Source organism: Luteolibacter luteus, assembly GCF_012913485.1.
Lineage (GTDB): Bacteria > Verrucomicrobiota > Verrucomicrobiia > Verrucomicrobiales > Akkermansiaceae > Haloferula > Haloferula lutea.
The window spans coordinates 2338203-2353016 of record NZ_CP051774.1; the positions used below are offsets into that span (position 1 = coordinate 2338203).

At 60.4% G+C, this 14814-nt stretch carries 13 protein-coding genes and 1 tRNA gene; 7 read left to right on the forward strand and 7 right to left on the reverse strand.

Annotation, left to right across the window (positions count from 1 at the left end):
• Positions 1–119 precede the first annotated feature (119 nt).
• The 4 genes from HHL09_RS09820 to HHL09_RS09835 all read right to left on the reverse strand — a co-directional run bounded on the left by HHL09_RS09820 (position 120) and on the right by HHL09_RS09835 (position 5330).
• Positions 120–1487 carry a Zn-dependent hydrolase gene (locus HHL09_RS09820; RefSeq protein WP_169454439.1) on the reverse strand — a complete coding sequence of 456 codons (1368 nt, stop codon included), beginning with the start codon at positions 1485–1487 and terminating at the stop codon, positions 120–122.
• Between the two features lie 318 nt (positions 1488–1805).
• The gene (gene uraH / locus HHL09_RS09825; protein ID WP_169454445.1) at positions 1806–2135 is read right to left on the reverse strand and encodes a hydroxyisourate hydrolase; all 330 of its coding nucleotides are present in this window, start codon (positions 2133–2135) and stop codon (positions 1806–1808) included.
• Between the two features lie 731 nt (positions 2136–2866).
• The gene (locus HHL09_RS09830; protein WP_169454446.1) at positions 2867–3862 is read right to left on the reverse strand and encodes a BsuBI/PstI family type II restriction endonuclease; all 996 of its coding nucleotides are present in this window, start codon (positions 3860–3862) and stop codon (positions 2867–2869) included.
• Positions 3849–5330: an Eco57I restriction-modification methylase domain-containing protein gene (locus HHL09_RS09835; RefSeq protein WP_338086400.1), complete on the reverse strand. Its 1482-nt coding sequence runs from the start codon at positions 5328–5330 to the stop codon at positions 3849–3851. Before HHL09_RS09835 ends, HHL09_RS09830 begins: the two co-directional genes overlap by 14 nt.
• Positions 5331–5628: 298 nt before the next feature.
• On the opposite strand from HHL09_RS09835, the gene HHL09_RS09840 reads away from it, so the two are divergent.
• Together HHL09_RS09840 and HHL09_RS09845 are read left to right on the forward strand one after the other, a co-directional pair.
• Entirely contained in the window at positions 5629–6624 is a 996-nt protein-coding gene (locus HHL09_RS09840) for a DUF937 domain-containing protein (protein WP_169454449.1), read from the forward strand.
• A 206-nt stretch (positions 6625–6830) separates the two neighbouring features.
• On the forward strand, positions 6831–7832 hold the full coding sequence (locus HHL09_RS09845; protein ID WP_169454451.1) for a hypothetical protein: 1002 nt from the start codon (positions 6831–6833) through the stop codon (positions 7830–7832).
• A 763-nt stretch (positions 7833–8595) separates the two neighbouring features.
• Here HHL09_RS09845 and HHL09_RS09850 read toward each other — a convergent pair.
• Entirely contained in the window at positions 8596–9468 is an 873-nt protein-coding gene (locus HHL09_RS09850) for a hypothetical protein (RefSeq protein ID WP_169454453.1), read from the reverse strand.
• A gap of 375 nt (positions 9469–9843) precedes the next feature.
• Here HHL09_RS09850 and HHL09_RS09855 point away from each other — a divergent pair, with 375 nt between their 5' ends.
• Positions 9844–11634, forward strand: coding sequence for an Hsp70 family protein (locus HHL09_RS09855; protein ID WP_205761014.1), 1791 nt, complete (start codon positions 9844–9846; stop codon positions 11632–11634).
• A 53-nt stretch (positions 11635–11687) separates the two neighbouring features.
• On the opposite strand, the gene HHL09_RS09860 is transcribed toward HHL09_RS09855, so the two are convergent.
• Positions 11688–11762: transfer RNA gene (locus HHL09_RS09860), tRNA-Val, on the reverse strand.
• Positions 11763–11882: 120 nt separating this feature from the next.
• On the opposite strand from HHL09_RS09860, the gene HHL09_RS09865 reads away from it, so the two are divergent.
• The 4 genes from HHL09_RS09865 to HHL09_RS09880 all read left to right on the forward strand — a co-directional run bounded on the left by HHL09_RS09865 (position 11883) and on the right by HHL09_RS09880 (position 14047).
• Positions 11883–12347 (forward strand): hypothetical protein, encoded by a 465-nt coding sequence (locus tag HHL09_RS09865; protein ID WP_169454454.1) that lies wholly within the window; start codon positions 11883–11885, stop codon positions 12345–12347.
• Between the two features lie 14 nt (positions 12348–12361).
• Positions 12362–12850, forward strand: coding sequence for a hypothetical protein (locus HHL09_RS09870; RefSeq protein ID WP_169454455.1), 489 nt, complete (start codon positions 12362–12364; stop codon positions 12848–12850).
• Positions 12851–12914: 64 nt separating this feature from the next.
• On the forward strand, positions 12915–13466 hold the full coding sequence (locus tag HHL09_RS09875; RefSeq protein WP_169454457.1) for a hypothetical protein: 552 nt from the start codon (positions 12915–12917) through the stop codon (positions 13464–13466).
• Positions 13467–13492: 26 nt separating this feature from the next.
• A complete protein-coding gene (locus HHL09_RS09880) occupies positions 13493–14047 on the forward strand; it encodes a hypothetical protein (RefSeq protein WP_169454459.1) in 555 nt (184 codons plus the stop codon).
• 5 nt (positions 14048–14052) lie between these two features.
• On the opposite strand, the gene HHL09_RS09885 is transcribed toward HHL09_RS09880, so the two are convergent.
• Positions 14053–14802 (reverse strand): hypothetical protein, encoded by a 750-nt coding sequence (locus HHL09_RS09885; protein ID WP_169454461.1) that lies wholly within the window; start codon positions 14800–14802, stop codon positions 14053–14055.
• Positions 14803–14814 lie beyond the last annotated feature (12 nt).

The following is a 14814-nucleotide window of genomic DNA, read 5'->3' on the forward strand; positions in this document are numbered from 1 at the left end:
TACCAGCCACCCCTCGGAAAGCAGCGATCCGGCCATCATTCGGTGCCCCCTAAAAATGCTGACCTCTCCCAGCTCCCCTTCTTTCGATAGTCACTCGGCACTCTGCCTTTCCTCCCCGCTCACCCTTCGTCCAGCCCAAGCAGGAAATCCACCAGCACCCTCAATGCCACCCCGATATCCTCCGGCGAGGCATACTCGTCCGGATGATGGCTCAGCCCGTCCCGGCAACGCACGAAGAGCATCCCGATCGGCATCGCCTTCGACATCATCACGCCGTCATGCCCGGCCCCGCTCGTCAGCATCAGCGGCGTCCCCGTATACGGCTTCGCCGCCTCCTGCAGCCGCTTCGTCAGCGCCTCGTCACAGGCCACCGCCCCCGTCTCCTGCACCACCTCGCTCACCAGCTCCAATTGCCGCTCCTCCGCGATTCCCGCGTAGCTTCCTAGCAACTCCGCCAGCAAACGCTCCCGCTCCCCATCCGCCGGATGCCGGAAGTCCAGGGTAAAGCTCACCTCCCCCGGGATCGCATTCGATGCCCCCGGCTTCACCTCCAGCTTCCCCACCGTCGCCAAGAGATTCGGCTGCTCCCGCGCGATCCGCTCCGTCGCCAGGATACACTCCGCCGCCCCCGCCAGCGCATCCTTCCGGATCTCCATCGGCGTCGTCCCCGCATGATCCGCCTGACCGTTCAAAGTGATCAAAAGCCGGCTCTGCCCGCTGATCCCCGAAACCACGCACACCGGCTCCCTCCACACCTCCAGCACCCGCCCCTGCTCGATGTGCACCTCCACATACCCCAGCGCATCGCCGGGAGCATAATGAAATGACGAACTCGCCAGCGACACCGCAGACCCCGCCTCAGAGCCATCCCTCCCACGCTCCTGCCTCTCACTGATCACTGCTGACTGATCACTCGGCACTCTGCCTTTCTCGAGCGCCTCCCTCACACTCACCCCCTTCGCATCCCTCAAATTCAGCACCCCCTCCGTCAGCTCCCCCACACAAGCCCGGCTCCCCAGATACGTCGCATGAAAGCGCACCCCCTCTTCATCGGAGAAACCCAGCACATGCACCGGAAACGAAAGCGCCCCCGTCACCTCCAGCGCCGCAATCGCGATCAAAACCCCCAGCGGTCCATCATACTTCCCCGCATCGATCACAGTATCCAAATGCGACCCCAGCACCAAAGCCCTCCCATCACCTTCCTCCTCACCCTCTTCTTCCTGCCTCTCACTGAAAACTGAACCCTGAACCCTAGCAAACTCCCCCTGCCTTTCCCGCATCACCCCCCTCACCGTCCCCCCTCGGTCAAACCCCACCTCCATCCCCGCCGCCCTCATCCACTCCCCCACCCGGCGCGCCGCCTCCAGATTCGCCGGGGACAGGAAACCCCGGCTCAAGCCATCACCCGGCGTATCCGTCAACTCACCCAGCTCCTCGATCCGCTCCAGCAGCCGGTCCAAGGCATCCTCAAGCTTCTCATCCACCCCACCATTCAAACCCGAATCCCGCCCCAAATTCAACGCCCGATCTTCCACCTCCACACCAAAGCGACCCGGTCCACAGGGCTTTCCCCTCCGCGCTCCGCAGGAGCGGTCCGCATAAAATGTAGCGTCGCTCGATGAGCGTCGGAAACTCGCGGCACCGGCCGCATCGAGAGATTCCCCCAAGATCACTCTCGGCCAAAGCCGCGACACGCCCTCTTCGTCCCCCTCATCCCTCCTGACTTTCACTGATCACTGATCACTCGGCACTCCGCCTTTTCCTCTTCCTCTCCGCTCCTAGCTCTCCGTTCTCCGCTTCCCTCAACTCCCCCGATACGTCGAATACGCGTACGGTGAGCAAACCAGCGGCACGTGATACGACTGCCCCGCCTCCACCCGGAAGCGCACGGGAACCACGTCCAAAAAGGGTGAGTCCACCCCCAACTCCCTGAAGTAGGCCCCCGCGTGGAAATGCAGCTCGTAGGTTCCCGGCACCAGCGCGTCTCCCTTCAGCAGTGCCTCACCACTACGCCCGTCCGCATTGGTCACGATCGAAACCACAGCCGCCCCATCTTTCAGAAGATCCACTCGCATGCCCTCCGCGGGCCGGCCATGGGCGGTATCGAGGACGTGGGTGGTAAGCTTCCCCATCGGTCCAACATCAGCAGAACCCGTCCCGTGGAGCAAGCGCAGGGAAGGAGGGCACTCTTGTCTGCCGGGTTGAGCCTCGGTCGCGTCCTCCAACCCGTATTGTCTCAAAGGTTGGCCCAAACAGCAAAACCTCACTCAGTGATTGACTCCGGGGTTCACTTGAGAAGCCCAAGAAGTGCTGATGCCGAACTCCCGACTATCGTAGTAGTCAAAGGATGGGAAAGAAATCTTTCTAACCTGCTTTTGACTTCTTTCTTTTCATCGTCGGTCGCTTCCGAAGCTTGGATACGTTCTATCAGAGTTTGAATGGAGCTGGAAATCGACTGGGAATTGTGGTCACCAATTTGAAAACCGGTTGAGCCCGAAATATTGATCGTCCGGGCGACGGAAAATTGAAGAGGGACGGGCGAGTCAATTCCCTTTGTCTCAACAGCGTTGATGCCGAATGCGGTCAATTCAATTTGGGCTCCCCTTGTGAGATACCCCCCCAATTGGGAAGGAACGCTATATTCCTCCCATCAAAGCATTCCCGCCTCTACAAGCTGTTTACAAATTCTGAAAAATTCATCATCAGGCGCTTCCTTTAGCACCGGAGAAATTCCGTCCTTCGGAGTGAAGGGTTTCCGCCGTTGCTCATAGAGGAATTCCAATACTATTGCCCTAGCTTCAGAATCTTTCATGCGGATTTTGGGAGAGGAAGGACGAGAGTTTTATGAAATGAGCAACCCTACTCATTTTGGCCCAGGCGTTACATCCGGGTAAGGCCCCAGAAACCTCTCGCCGTTGAAGTGGATCATGTGCTCCGGGTCTTCAGAGATCCAGACCTCGGATTCCCAAGCGATGCGCGAAACGAAGGACTGCATCGTGCGACGGTTCTCGAAGGCCGTGACAAATACCAACCCTGCTTTGCAGCCTGCAAACAAGTCCTTGAGTTCCTTGCGCCGCTTCCCATCAACCGGCCCGGCGCTTGTAACGGCTTCGATCAGCAGGAGCCAGTTCTTTGCTGTGTAGTGGACGATAACATCCGGGATCTTTGCGGCGGAATCCAAGGTAACTCCCAGCGCTACCAATCCGGCGCTTTCCAAGTGGACGAATTTGTTCTCGGTATCTCCGATGTAGATCACCACGCCACCGGGTGCAAAGATCGGGCAGAAATGTTCGATGACTGCCTTGATGAGTGGGTTCTGGCCGCCCGGAGAGAGCGCCACCTTCGAACCGTCGGGCAGGGTCACTGGAACACGAGCCAAGTTCCGCTTACGGACAATCTCGTGCTTGAGGCTTTCGCGGCTCGCCAAGTACTGCTGCAAGGCAGATTGCCAACCAGGGGTTCCAAACTTGCGAAGCAGAGCGAGGGCTGTCGGCTCAATTTGATACACTGTCCTCCCGCTATTGGTCGGGCGGTTGGGATCATCCGGATTGCGTAGCAACAGTCCTTCTTCAACGAAGAACTTTACGGCATCGTCACGGATGGTTTCGCGGGTGTTTGGAGCGTAGCGGACGCCGTAAGCTGTCGCGACAAAGCCAATGACCGGCGTAATGCCGCGAAGCGGAGCCTGCGCCTCGGCCCACGGAACGTCAGGCTGCAAATCCAGCAAGGCAAGAAGCGTGTAGGCTGCCGTTTCGTTCCGTTGCTTGGGAGCAAATTGCAACTCGGTGAGGACTTCGATGGCTTCCGCAAGCCGCCGCTTTCCGGCTCCTGCCTTTCGGTTGGGTTTATCGGTTGCCATGGAGATGCCGGGAGACGAGTTGGTCGATCTCGTCTTGGGAGAGGTCGAGGGCCTTCATTTCGCTTCCCATCGCTTCCAAAATGTGACGGTCAGGATAGGCAAGTGTCCGGATGTCGGTAGCATTCACTTGGGTATGTCCGCTAAAGCGGCGGAAATACTGGTCCACCATTGTGGAGTTCAGAAAGGCGAACAAACCCCGTGCCAAGCTCCGATCCAAGCCATGGCCGCTTGCATGGAAGTAATTCAGATGATTTTCAATGCCGATCCACTCGGCTTCCACCAGCTCGGGCTCGAAGAGACAGGCAACCACCCGACGACGCTCTTCCTTAGAGGTGAAGCGTTTCGTGAGCAGATAGACTCCCGATGGCACGAGCCAAGGGCGGGTTTCATCATTGTCGACGATGGCATTTGGCTTGCGAGCCTCCGGTTTCGGCCAATTCACTGTTCCGTGGTTGAAGTGGCAGGGATAGAGCAATGGCACCGTTCCGCTTTCGGCTTCCTTCCGCAGGGCCGATTTGAGGCGGAAATCAACCACTCTCCCCGTCGAGACGGTCACGCCCAACGAGGCCAAAGTGGATTTGAGGATACCCATCGCTTCTTTTGCCTCTGCGTGGCCTTCTGCGGAAGGGATGTGAATGAACTTCTCGACATCCTGGGGATGAACGATCTCCACGAAAGGAATGGAAGCTTCAGAGATCACGCCCCCCAACTCTCCGCTACTGCTAGAGACGACCAACTGTCGGGGTTGCTTCCGGCCCTTCACCGCATGGAAAATGATGTTCTCTTGAAGCACGCTGTCCTCGCGGAAGGCTGCCTTCCGAGATTCAAAAACGTGAATCCGACGGAGTTCCATCCCAGCTAGGAAATCTTCGCGGAATGGCCGAAAATAGGGCCCATTGCAGAAGCTCCTCGGCGTAATCCCCACAAGTTGACCACCAGGAACCAACAAGCGCTGGATGAGCGCAATGAATCCGGTGTAGAGGTTGCTGGTTTCGACTCCGACGGAACGCAGTGAGCGCCTCTCGGGTGATCCCGTATTGATCTTGCGATATGGCGGATTCGCAATGGCAGCATCAAATTCCGGAGGCCCTTTCCCGAAAAGATCCCCGGCCAACCGGACCGACATCTCTTGGATGAAATCAGTCGCGTGAATGGTGAAGGTGAAGCGAATGCCCGCCTTTTTGCACCGACGCTGACATTCACGCATGGTTGCCGAAAGGGCGTCTAGAATATGAGGATCAAGCTCGTAAGCCGTAGTTTCGATAGCCCGAACCCCATGATCCTCCTCGCACAGCCTCGAAACAAATGCACTGGTGAGTGCTCCAGCTCCAGCTCCGGCGTCTAAAAGTCGGACTATGCTGGGGAGCGGTCCGAAGATAGAAGCCATGAAGCCAGCCACCGGAGGGGAAGTCAGAAACTGGCCAAGTTCCTCCTTCCTGCTCCTTGGATCGACAGCGATGACCTTCATTCCTTGAGATTGTTCCAACTACCCTAGGCGGATGCTAGGGAACTCGATGACCGTGGTCAATTGAACGCTCCACGAAATTGTCTAATGCCTTGAATCTACTCTCGATCTGATGCGATGCCCGGTCAGCCCCGAGGCTTCGCTACAGATGCCTTAAAGATGCCAGATTTGTTCGACTCTGCCTCCACTTGGGTGTACCCCGGCCGGTGCTTGTAGAAGCGGAAGGATGGCACCTGGGTGGCGTCCCAATTCGCAGGCAGTAACGCAATCAATCGAATGGAACCAAAAATACTCCACGCACATGGACTCCCTCGTGAAATCACTCGGTGGACTGGTGACACCGGAGATCGCCGGCAAGCTGGCGAAGTTCCTCGGCATCGATGCCGGGTTGGTCGATAGGGCGGTGAAAATTCTCAGCGCCCTCGCCGTCGGAAGCATGGCCCGCAAGGTGGCAACGCCCGAAGGGGCCGCCGCCGCGATGCAGGCCCTGCCGCAAAAGGAGGAGCCGGGCCTGATGAGCTCCCTCTTCTCCGCGTTGAAGGGAAACATTCCCACCGAAACCCCGGCGGATAAAATGCACTCGATGTTCGGCTGCGGGGTGAACTCGATGGTCTCCGCCCTGAGCAAGAAGATGGGCTTCGACCTGGCACCGCTGGCCGGGATGTTGACCCCGCTGATGAGCCAGCATCTGGCGAAGGAAGCACGCGACCGGAACCTCGATGCCACCGGCTTCGCCAAGATGCTGCAGCAGGGAAACGATGAGTTCCTCGCCGATCCCTCCAATGCCGGCCTCGCGACCATGGTCCGCAGCGCGATGGAAGTGGGCGATCAGGCGGAAAGCCTCCGCTCCCAATTCACCGAGCACGAGCTGGAGGAAATCCACATCGCGCCCATGGCCGCCTATTGCCTGGTCGCGAAGGCCTCGCCCTCCGGCATCAAGGGCTCCATGGAAGAGATGAAGGCCGCCAACCAAGTCAGCATCGAGCTGCTCAAGGACGTTGCCCCGATTTCCCTCCTCGGCACCCTCTTCGGCGGCGGCCTGACCTCTGCCGAGGCGCAAGAGCTGAAGCGAGAGACGGAACGCGACGAACAACTGCTCCAGACGATCCGCGAAAGCACCTCGCTGATGCGCACCAAGGCACCGGACGAGGCGGAGACCTTCCGCAAGCTCGTCAACGACGTCGCCCGCAAGACAGCCGAAGCCAGCAAGGAAGGCGGCTTCCTCGGCTTCGGAGGCAAGCAAGTCAGCGACAAGGAGAAGATGGCGCTCGAAAAAGTTGCCGCGGCGCTCGTCTAGCGCGCTTCGCGAAATCACAAAATCATTAACCGGTCCGCGCGCCTTGCGTGGATGGGTCTGTAGTTGGCGAGGTCTCACTGGGTGGGCCCTCGCCTTTCAGTGGCTGCTCGCAGGTGGGTCCGCCCGGAACTTTCCCATCCACCTCCCGCGCGCCTCGCACTTCGATTGAGGATTGGAATATCAGTGATTGGTGATTTCCTCCCGAAATGGATTCCCTCGTGAGATCGCTCGGTGATTTGGTAACCGCAGAGAATACCACCAAGCTGGCCAAGTTCCTGCACACCGACGCCGCCTCGGTCGGGAAAGCCGCAAAAGTTCTCATCGCCCTGTCCGTCGCCAGCATGGTCCGGAAAGCGGCGACTCCCACAGGTGCCGCAGCGATGGAATCGCTTCCTCAGGAAGAAGCGCCTGGGATGCTAAAGTCGGTGTTCTCTGCCCTTTGGGGCCAAGCTCCCGATGAGACCCCGGCCGATCAGAGGAAGACCATTTTCGGCAGCGGAGTGAACTCGATGCTAACCGCGCTAACCCAGAGGCTCGGCTTCAATCTGGCACCCTTGGCGGATTCCCTGACCCCGCGGATCGGCGAACTCCTCCTGAGGGCCAGCCGCGATCAAGGGTTGGATGCTTCGGGATTCTTCACCATGCTTCAGCAAGGGCAGCAGGAGTTTCAGAAGGATCCCGCCAATGCCGAAACCATCGCCATCGTTCGGGAAACTCTCGCGATCGGCGACCAGGCCCTGACCCTCCGTGAGCAATTCACCGAAGCCGAACTGGAGGCCATCCATCTCGCACCCCAGGCCGCCTATTGGCTCGTCGCACAGGCCTCCCTCTCCGGGATCCGCGGCACCATCCGCGAGATGAAGGCCGCCAGCCAGGTCGGCATCGACCTCATGAAAACCGTCCCGCCCGTCTCCCTCATGGCCCTCGCTTTCGGCGGTGGCAGCGGCCTCAGCGCCGCGGAGGAAGAAGAACTCCTGGAGGACACCCGCAGCGAGGACGACCTGCTCGACAACATCCGCGCCGCCAGCGCGGTCATCGCCGCCAAGGCCCCGGACGAACTCGAAATTTTCCGCACTCTGATCCGCGAGGTCGCCCAAAAGACCGCCGAAGCCGCCAAGGAAGGCGGCTTCCTCGGCATCGGCGGCGTCCTGGTGAGCGAGAAGGAGAGGGCTGCCATCGCCAAGGTCGAGGCAGCCCTCGCGCCCTGAACTGCCTGTCACGGCGTCCCCATCACCCCTCCCTTCGCAACCAAGGACGACGCCTCAGCCTGTACGCCCCTCAAAGGTAGGGACGAGCGCCCTCGCTCGTCCGCGAGCGGTCCCCTGCATCTCACCCCTCTTCAAGGCATCGGCCCTTCAACGCATCGCATCTTCAGCGCCAAAGGCGCGTCCTATACCTGCCTAGGCCGCAAGACCCGCAATATCGAGGGTTGAACGCACGACCGATCCGCACGGTTCCCAAGCTCCGATTCAAACCCTCGGCGCCCCACCTCCCCGCCCGGCAGAAAGCGGGGACCACAGCACCCGCTTCCGGAGAACCGGCCCTTCCCCTATACATCATCCAAAGCGCCCACACGGCGCGAGAGGGGAGACGACCGCCTGTTATTTTCCCTGTTATAACAGGCGGAACAGGCGCCAACCCGGCACCCCTTTTCACCGCTCTTCGCGCGTGGAGACCACGGAAACCGATCCCCCTTCAGCCCCCTTACACCCACCCTCCCCTAAAACCACTTCCATGAAAATCCGTGGAATCCTTCAAATCCGTTCAATCCGTCCCCATCTGCCCGAAGCCTCAAAAAACGGCCACTTCACCCGGAATCCCACACAGTCAGGACTCTCCAGCCACAACCCGAACTCCCTATCCCAACCCCTTCCACAAAACAAAGCGTCCGCAGGAGCACTAGGCCCATGCGGACGATTTTGGAAACCGGATCAATCGGGGCGGAAGCAGGCCTCCACCTTTCCGATGAGCTTACGCGCGGCGGCGGCGCAGGCAGGCCAGCAGGACGCTCGAGGCACCGAGGAAGAAGGCGGAAGGCTCCGGAACCGCCGGGACGGGGGTGCCATGGGCCGAAACCGTCGGAGAGAAGCCGCCCAGGTCGCTCCAGCTCGTCGGCGAATTCACTCCGCCATTCACGCCGCCAAGGTCTTGGTTCAGGCTGTTCATCTGGGTGGAGGTGGCCACGACGTAGCGGAGTCCGCTCTGGTCGGTGATGCTGATGCCCTTCGTGCCGAGGAAGTTCACCAAGTCACGGAAGTTCACCATGAAGCTGAGGTAGTAGTCCGGATCGCCCGTGGTGCTCGTCGTCGCGTCGTTCGTGGTTCCACCGTCGGTGGTGTAGTCGACCGGACGGTAGTTATAATTCGACGAATCGATCGAGTAGCTCTTGTAGGCAGTGCTGGCGACCGACGTGGTGGCCGGCGAGGTATTCAGGTCCGTGCCCGGGGCATAGATGCCAAGCGTGCTCGAGCTGCCCTGCATCCCGAGGCCGATGAAGGCATCAAGCACAGCATCGTTGTTCGCATCGATGCCCACCCAGGCAACTCGATCGAAGGCGATGTTGTTCTTGTTGCCGCCGGCCGCGTCAAGGCGCAGGCGGAAGCCGAGGGTGCCGTCGGTATTGCTGGCGGAACCGTTGTCGTTGAAGGTGGTGAAGAAACCACCATTGGTGCCGCTGCCAACAATGTCACCGGCCGGTTGGCCAGTCTGTTGGTCCGCGAGGTAATCGTAGTTGCCGGAAAGTACCGTCCAGGAGCTGCTGGGAGCAGAAACGGTAGCGGCAGACACAGTAAGGGTAAGGCATGCAGTCGCGCATACGGCGACCAGCCAGGCTGGGGCGTTCATGTGGGGCGGAGCAGGGTGAGATTACCGGCGGTGAGAAGAGTCGCCGGGCGGGGTGGGCAGGCGCAGAGTGACTGCCGAATTTGGCAAAGACAAGCTTATTTAAGGTCCCTGAGATATACGTGATGACGTAGGGGAAAGCCTGCAAACCTTGTAATACAGGGCTCATTCCGGGTATTGACCGGGTACCCGAGGGGCAGAAGATATATCAATTTGCAATATACTGTCTTAGGAAATACACGTAGAAATCACTACGTGAGACAGTGACGAAAAGGGAAAATCTTCATTTTACATGACAGAAAGTGTCAATTTTAGCTTATCGCCATTCTGCCAAGCAGAAGCTTGGCGAGGCCGGAGCCCCTGAGCAGGCTTAGCGGTGTGAGCGGCGAGCTGATTCTGGGGATTGATTTGGGGACCACGAACTCCGCGGTCGGGGCGGTGGAATCGGGCTTTCCCATCTTGCTGGCCGATGCCGAGGGCAAGCGGATCACTCCAAGCGCGGTGTGGTTCGGCCCGGAGGGCATCGAGGTCGGCCGGAAGGCGCTGCGCCGGCGCAGTGCCGATCCCAGCCGCGTGATCACCAGCGTGAAGCGCCTGATGGGCCGCCGCCATGGCGAGGAGCAAGGGTTCTGCGTCCCGATGGAACGCGGTGCCGATGGCGGCGTGAGGGTGCTGGGCCGCAGCCCGGAAGAGGTAAGCGCGGAGATCCTGAAGGAGCTGAAGAGGATCGCCGAGATGCGCTTGGAGCGTGAGGCCGGCAAGGCCGTGATCACGGTGCCCGCCTACTTCAACGACGCCCAGCGCGCGGCCACCAAGCGCGCCGGCGAGCTGGCAGGCCTGGAGGTGGTGCGCATCCTCAGCGAGCCGACCGCCGCCGCGCTGGCCTACGGCCTCGACAAGCTGGGCGAGCGCAGCCGCGTGGCGGTGTACGATCTCGGCGGCGGGACCTTCGATCTCTCCGTGCTGGAGATGCAGGATGGCGTTTTCCAAGTCCTCTCGACGCGGGGCGACACCCATCTCGGCGGCGATGACATCGACTTGGAGTTGGCGCGGCTGGCAGCGAGGTCCGCGGAGCTGGACTTCGATGCGCTGGACGCCGCGGCACGCATCCGCCTGATCGAGGAAGCGGAGCGGGTGAAGATCGCCCTTTCCGAGTCGGAGAGCGTGGAGTTTCTCGCGCCCTTCTACGATGGCTCCCGTAGCTTGAATCTCACGATCGGACGCGGGGCCCTCGACGCGCTTTTGCAGCCGCTGGTTTCGCGGACGATCCTCTGCTGTCGTCAGGCGCTCGCCGATGCCAATTTGAAGCCTGAAGAGCTGAATGCCGTCGTCCTCGTCGGCGGCAGCACCCGCATCCCCGCGGTGCGCAAGGCGGTGGCGGAATTTTTCGGCCAAGAGCCCGACCTTTCCCAGCACCCCGACGAAGCCGTGGCCCTCGGTGCCACGATCCAGGCCGGCGTGCTCGGCGGCACCCTGCGCAAGATGGTGCTGCTCGACGTGACACCGCTGAGCCTTGGCATTGAGACTTTCGGCGGCCTGATGAATGTCCTGATCCCGCGCAATACCACCATCCCCTGCAAGGCGGGCGAGATGTTCACGAATGCCGCCGCCGGCCAGCAGTCGATGCGCGTCCGCGTGCTCCAAGGCGAACGGGAGATGGCCCGGGACAACTGGGAACTTGGCAACTTCGAAGTCCCCTTCGAGCCTGCCCCCAAGGGCCAGGCCCGCGTCGGCGTACAGTTTCGCATCGATGAAAACGGCATCCTCGAAGTCCTCGCCCGCGATGTAACGACCGGCATCGATACCGTCGTCGAGATCCGCAACGCGGCCGTGGATGTGGACGACGAAGCCGTGGAAAAGATGGTCGGCGAATCCGTCGAGCACGCCTTCGAAGACATGGCCGAACGGATCTTCACCGAGGCAAAGATGAAGGCAGAGGAGCTGCTTCCCGCCGTCGATCAAGCACTCGCCGCTGCGGGCAATCTCGTTTCACCGGAGAGCAGGAAAGAGATCGAGGAAGCCGCCGCGGGAGTAAGAACGGCCCTCGCGGAAGGCCTGCCGAATCCACTCAAGGCAGCCGTACAAAGACTGGATGCTGCGACCGAGGCACTGGCTGCAGCCTTGGTGGAACGGGCCATGGAAGAAGCCATGGAGCGGCGGCTGGGATGAGCAAACCGGAAGGCCAGGGCAAAGACGGACTTCTTAACACTCCCAAAGGGAGGTGGTACACGAGGACGGGATTGAACCGCCGACCAACCCGGTGTAAGCGGGCCGCTCTACCGCTGAGCTACTCGTGCATTCGCCGTGCGACGGGGGAACTCATTGCCGAAGACCGCGGCGGGTGCAAGCGCGGAAAAGCATGCAACCGCTGAGGGCTTGCGGCGTGGGAGATCCGGTGGTTTTCTCCCCGCCCGAACATGCATCTGCGTTTCACGGAAGAAGAACTCGGCACGCTCGTCGAAATGGTCAGCCTGGCAGCCGAGGTGGCGTCGTGGAACGAACGCCCCGGCTCCGAAGAGGGCGTGGGGGCCTACGAGGCTCTGGAGGAAAAGGTGCTGGAGAAGGCCAAGCATGCGGGACACGGCACCCACATCAGCTTCGACGAGGAGAAGCAGCGCCACCACCTCACGCCGGAATATCAGGACGGCTCCTTTTACCAGCAGTGCTATGACGAGTTCCGGAATGAAGTCTTCTGGGAAGAACTTGTGATCCGTCTGGCTGATCGCGACTTGGCAAAGGCGATCGGAATGCAGGCATGGCAAAACCTCACCGAAGAGCAGCGCCGCTCCCGCACCCAGGATCTGGAAAAGCGCTACTGGGAGGAGTTCTCAAAAAACGGGATCGAACGCGTGGCCGTGATCTTCCCTCCGGGCGAAGGCTGAGATAGAAGCCAGCCATGGATCCCGCCGACATCTTTGGAGAGACGATTTGGCATTGGATCAGGCGCGTTCTGATTTTCGTTTCCGGACTCGTACTCGGCGGCAGCTTGGGGGAAATGATCCATGCCGCTTCAGGCAGCTCTTTTTCCCCTGATGATGTGCTGGATGGCCTGCTTGAGGGACCAGAGTGGATCCTCGGGTCGCTGCTGTCGTCGATCGGACCGCTGGTGATCGGTTTGCTTTGCGTCTTCGTGATCTCGTCGTGGTCAGGTTATTGGTGGTGGTTCGCTACCGTGGCCCTGGTTTCTGCCCACGTGATTTTCGACGAAGAGGAAATCCTCGCATGGGGGATCTGGGTTCTGCTCCTCGCGATGCTGGCGGCAGGCATCCGCACCTGGCAGATGTGGAAGAGGAACAAATGGGCACAAGAACTGGCCGTCCTCCAGTCGGAGAACTCCGTGATGCTGGCCGAACTGGTGTCCGCTGAAGCGGATGACGACGACTGATCCCCTCGCACCGCCCCGCTACGATCTTGCTTTATCCCGCAGCAACTGCGAAGTTATCCCAATCATGAAATCCGGGATCATCGATATCTTCGCGGAGAGCTTCGGCTGGGTGCTCGGAAAGACCGCCCTCTTTGCGATCGCCGTATTCCTCGGTGTGGGAATTGGCGGTCTGGCGCTGATGGCCGGAACTTCTGCAGGCGCCGGGGAATTCCGCTTCGACAGCGGGGATCTTCCTATCCACCAGCATCTCTCGGTGGTAACCGCTATCTTGCCCCAAGTGCTGGTCATTTTTTGGGCCGGGATCATTTTTGTGAAGTCGGAACAAGCCTCCGCCTACCACTGGGTGACCGTGATCGGCCTGGAAGCCTTGGCCATGACCGGAAGTTTTTCGCGGGCGCTCCCCGAAGGCTGGCTGTCCCAGATGACCGCATGGACGGTAGCGATCAGCGGAATCGCGGCGGTCGCATATCTCGTGAAAATTTTGGAGCGCCGGAAACTGAAGCGCGGCCTCGATCATCTCCAGCGGCTGCAGATGGCCAATGCGATCCGGCGCGAGGAGCTAAGGCACAAGTATGGCACGCATAGCGCCAGCGCCCATGACCTGGGGATTCTCTAGGCCGCGGTCTTCCGTACTCCCTCCCTATGAAAATTGATTTCGCCGATGTGTTCGCGAGCGGGATCGGCTTCATCTTCAAGCAGATCTTCCTGCTGCTCGTGGCGATCTGGGCAGGCTGCACCGCGGGCGCGATTTCCTTGATCGCGGCGGAAGTGGTGGCTTCCGGGAAGCTCAACATCGATAGCTTGGCGGCCATCGTCACAAGCCCGATGCTGCTGCTCTCCATTTGGATTATCCCGAATATACTTCTACTCGGAGTCGCGGCGTTCCTGTTTTTCCACACCGAGTCCCCTCTCTATGTGAACTGGGGAGTGGTGGTCGGACTTGAGGCGGTGCTCGTCATCGCAGGAAATCTCGGCAGAGTCGCGGATGGCTGGCTCTCGTTGAGCGTGGCTTGGATCGCATGCGTGATCCTCCTCGGAATGGTGGGCACCGGACTCTGGTTCCTGCGGCAGTGGCACATCAATCGTTGGGCGAACGAACTGACGATGTTAAAGGCGGAGAATTCCGTGCGGAGGACCCAGTTGAAGGAGACCTTCGGAACGCACAGCGTCGGGAACGACGAGTGGAGCTTGGATTGAGCGTCCTAGCGCTTCGCAGGATCGACGGGCTCGCGCTGGACGATGGCCTTGAGCGCGCGACGCGGATCAACCCCGTCAGCCTTGTAGACAGCCACGAGGGTGCGCTCGCCAGCGTTCTGAAAAACGCTTCCGGAATGAATTCGACGAAGATTTCCCGAAGCATCGACGGCACCGACTTGAATCGTGGCGTCCTTCCCGGTCGGGATGGCCTTTTGCCAAGTCTTCCCCACCGGAAGCTGGATTTTGTCTCCCTCGAAGATTATCGCGAGGGTGACCGGTGAAATATTGACGACGCGGACCGTACCTTCTGGCGCGACTTCGGCGCTATCCGGCAAGACAAGCGCACGCGGGGCATCCCAGCTTTTCTTGTCCGGGTCTCTCCACAGGAGGACCAGGAAGTCACCCTTCTCCGGCTTCTCGACGTTGAGCCAGGCAGCGGTCTTCTCCCCCTCCCCCTTGCGGCGCAGGGACAGCACCCCAACTCCCGGCGCGACCTTCAAGGGGGCGCTCACGCGCCCCAAAGACAGCGGGGATTCATCGTTCCCGGTCGTGTTCGCGCCAAAGACAACTTCACGCGGCGGGATACTTCCAGCTGGCGGCTCCTGTTCGTAAGCCACGCCATCGCGGATCTCCTGACGATAGGGAGGACTGTCACCCAAGGGCAGGAAACGCATGGTCCGCGGACCGGCCTGCGCAAAGAGGGAACCCGAAAGCGACAAGAAGCTGCAGAGACGGAGAAGCGTGGAAAAGCGCATGGAAAAATCGCG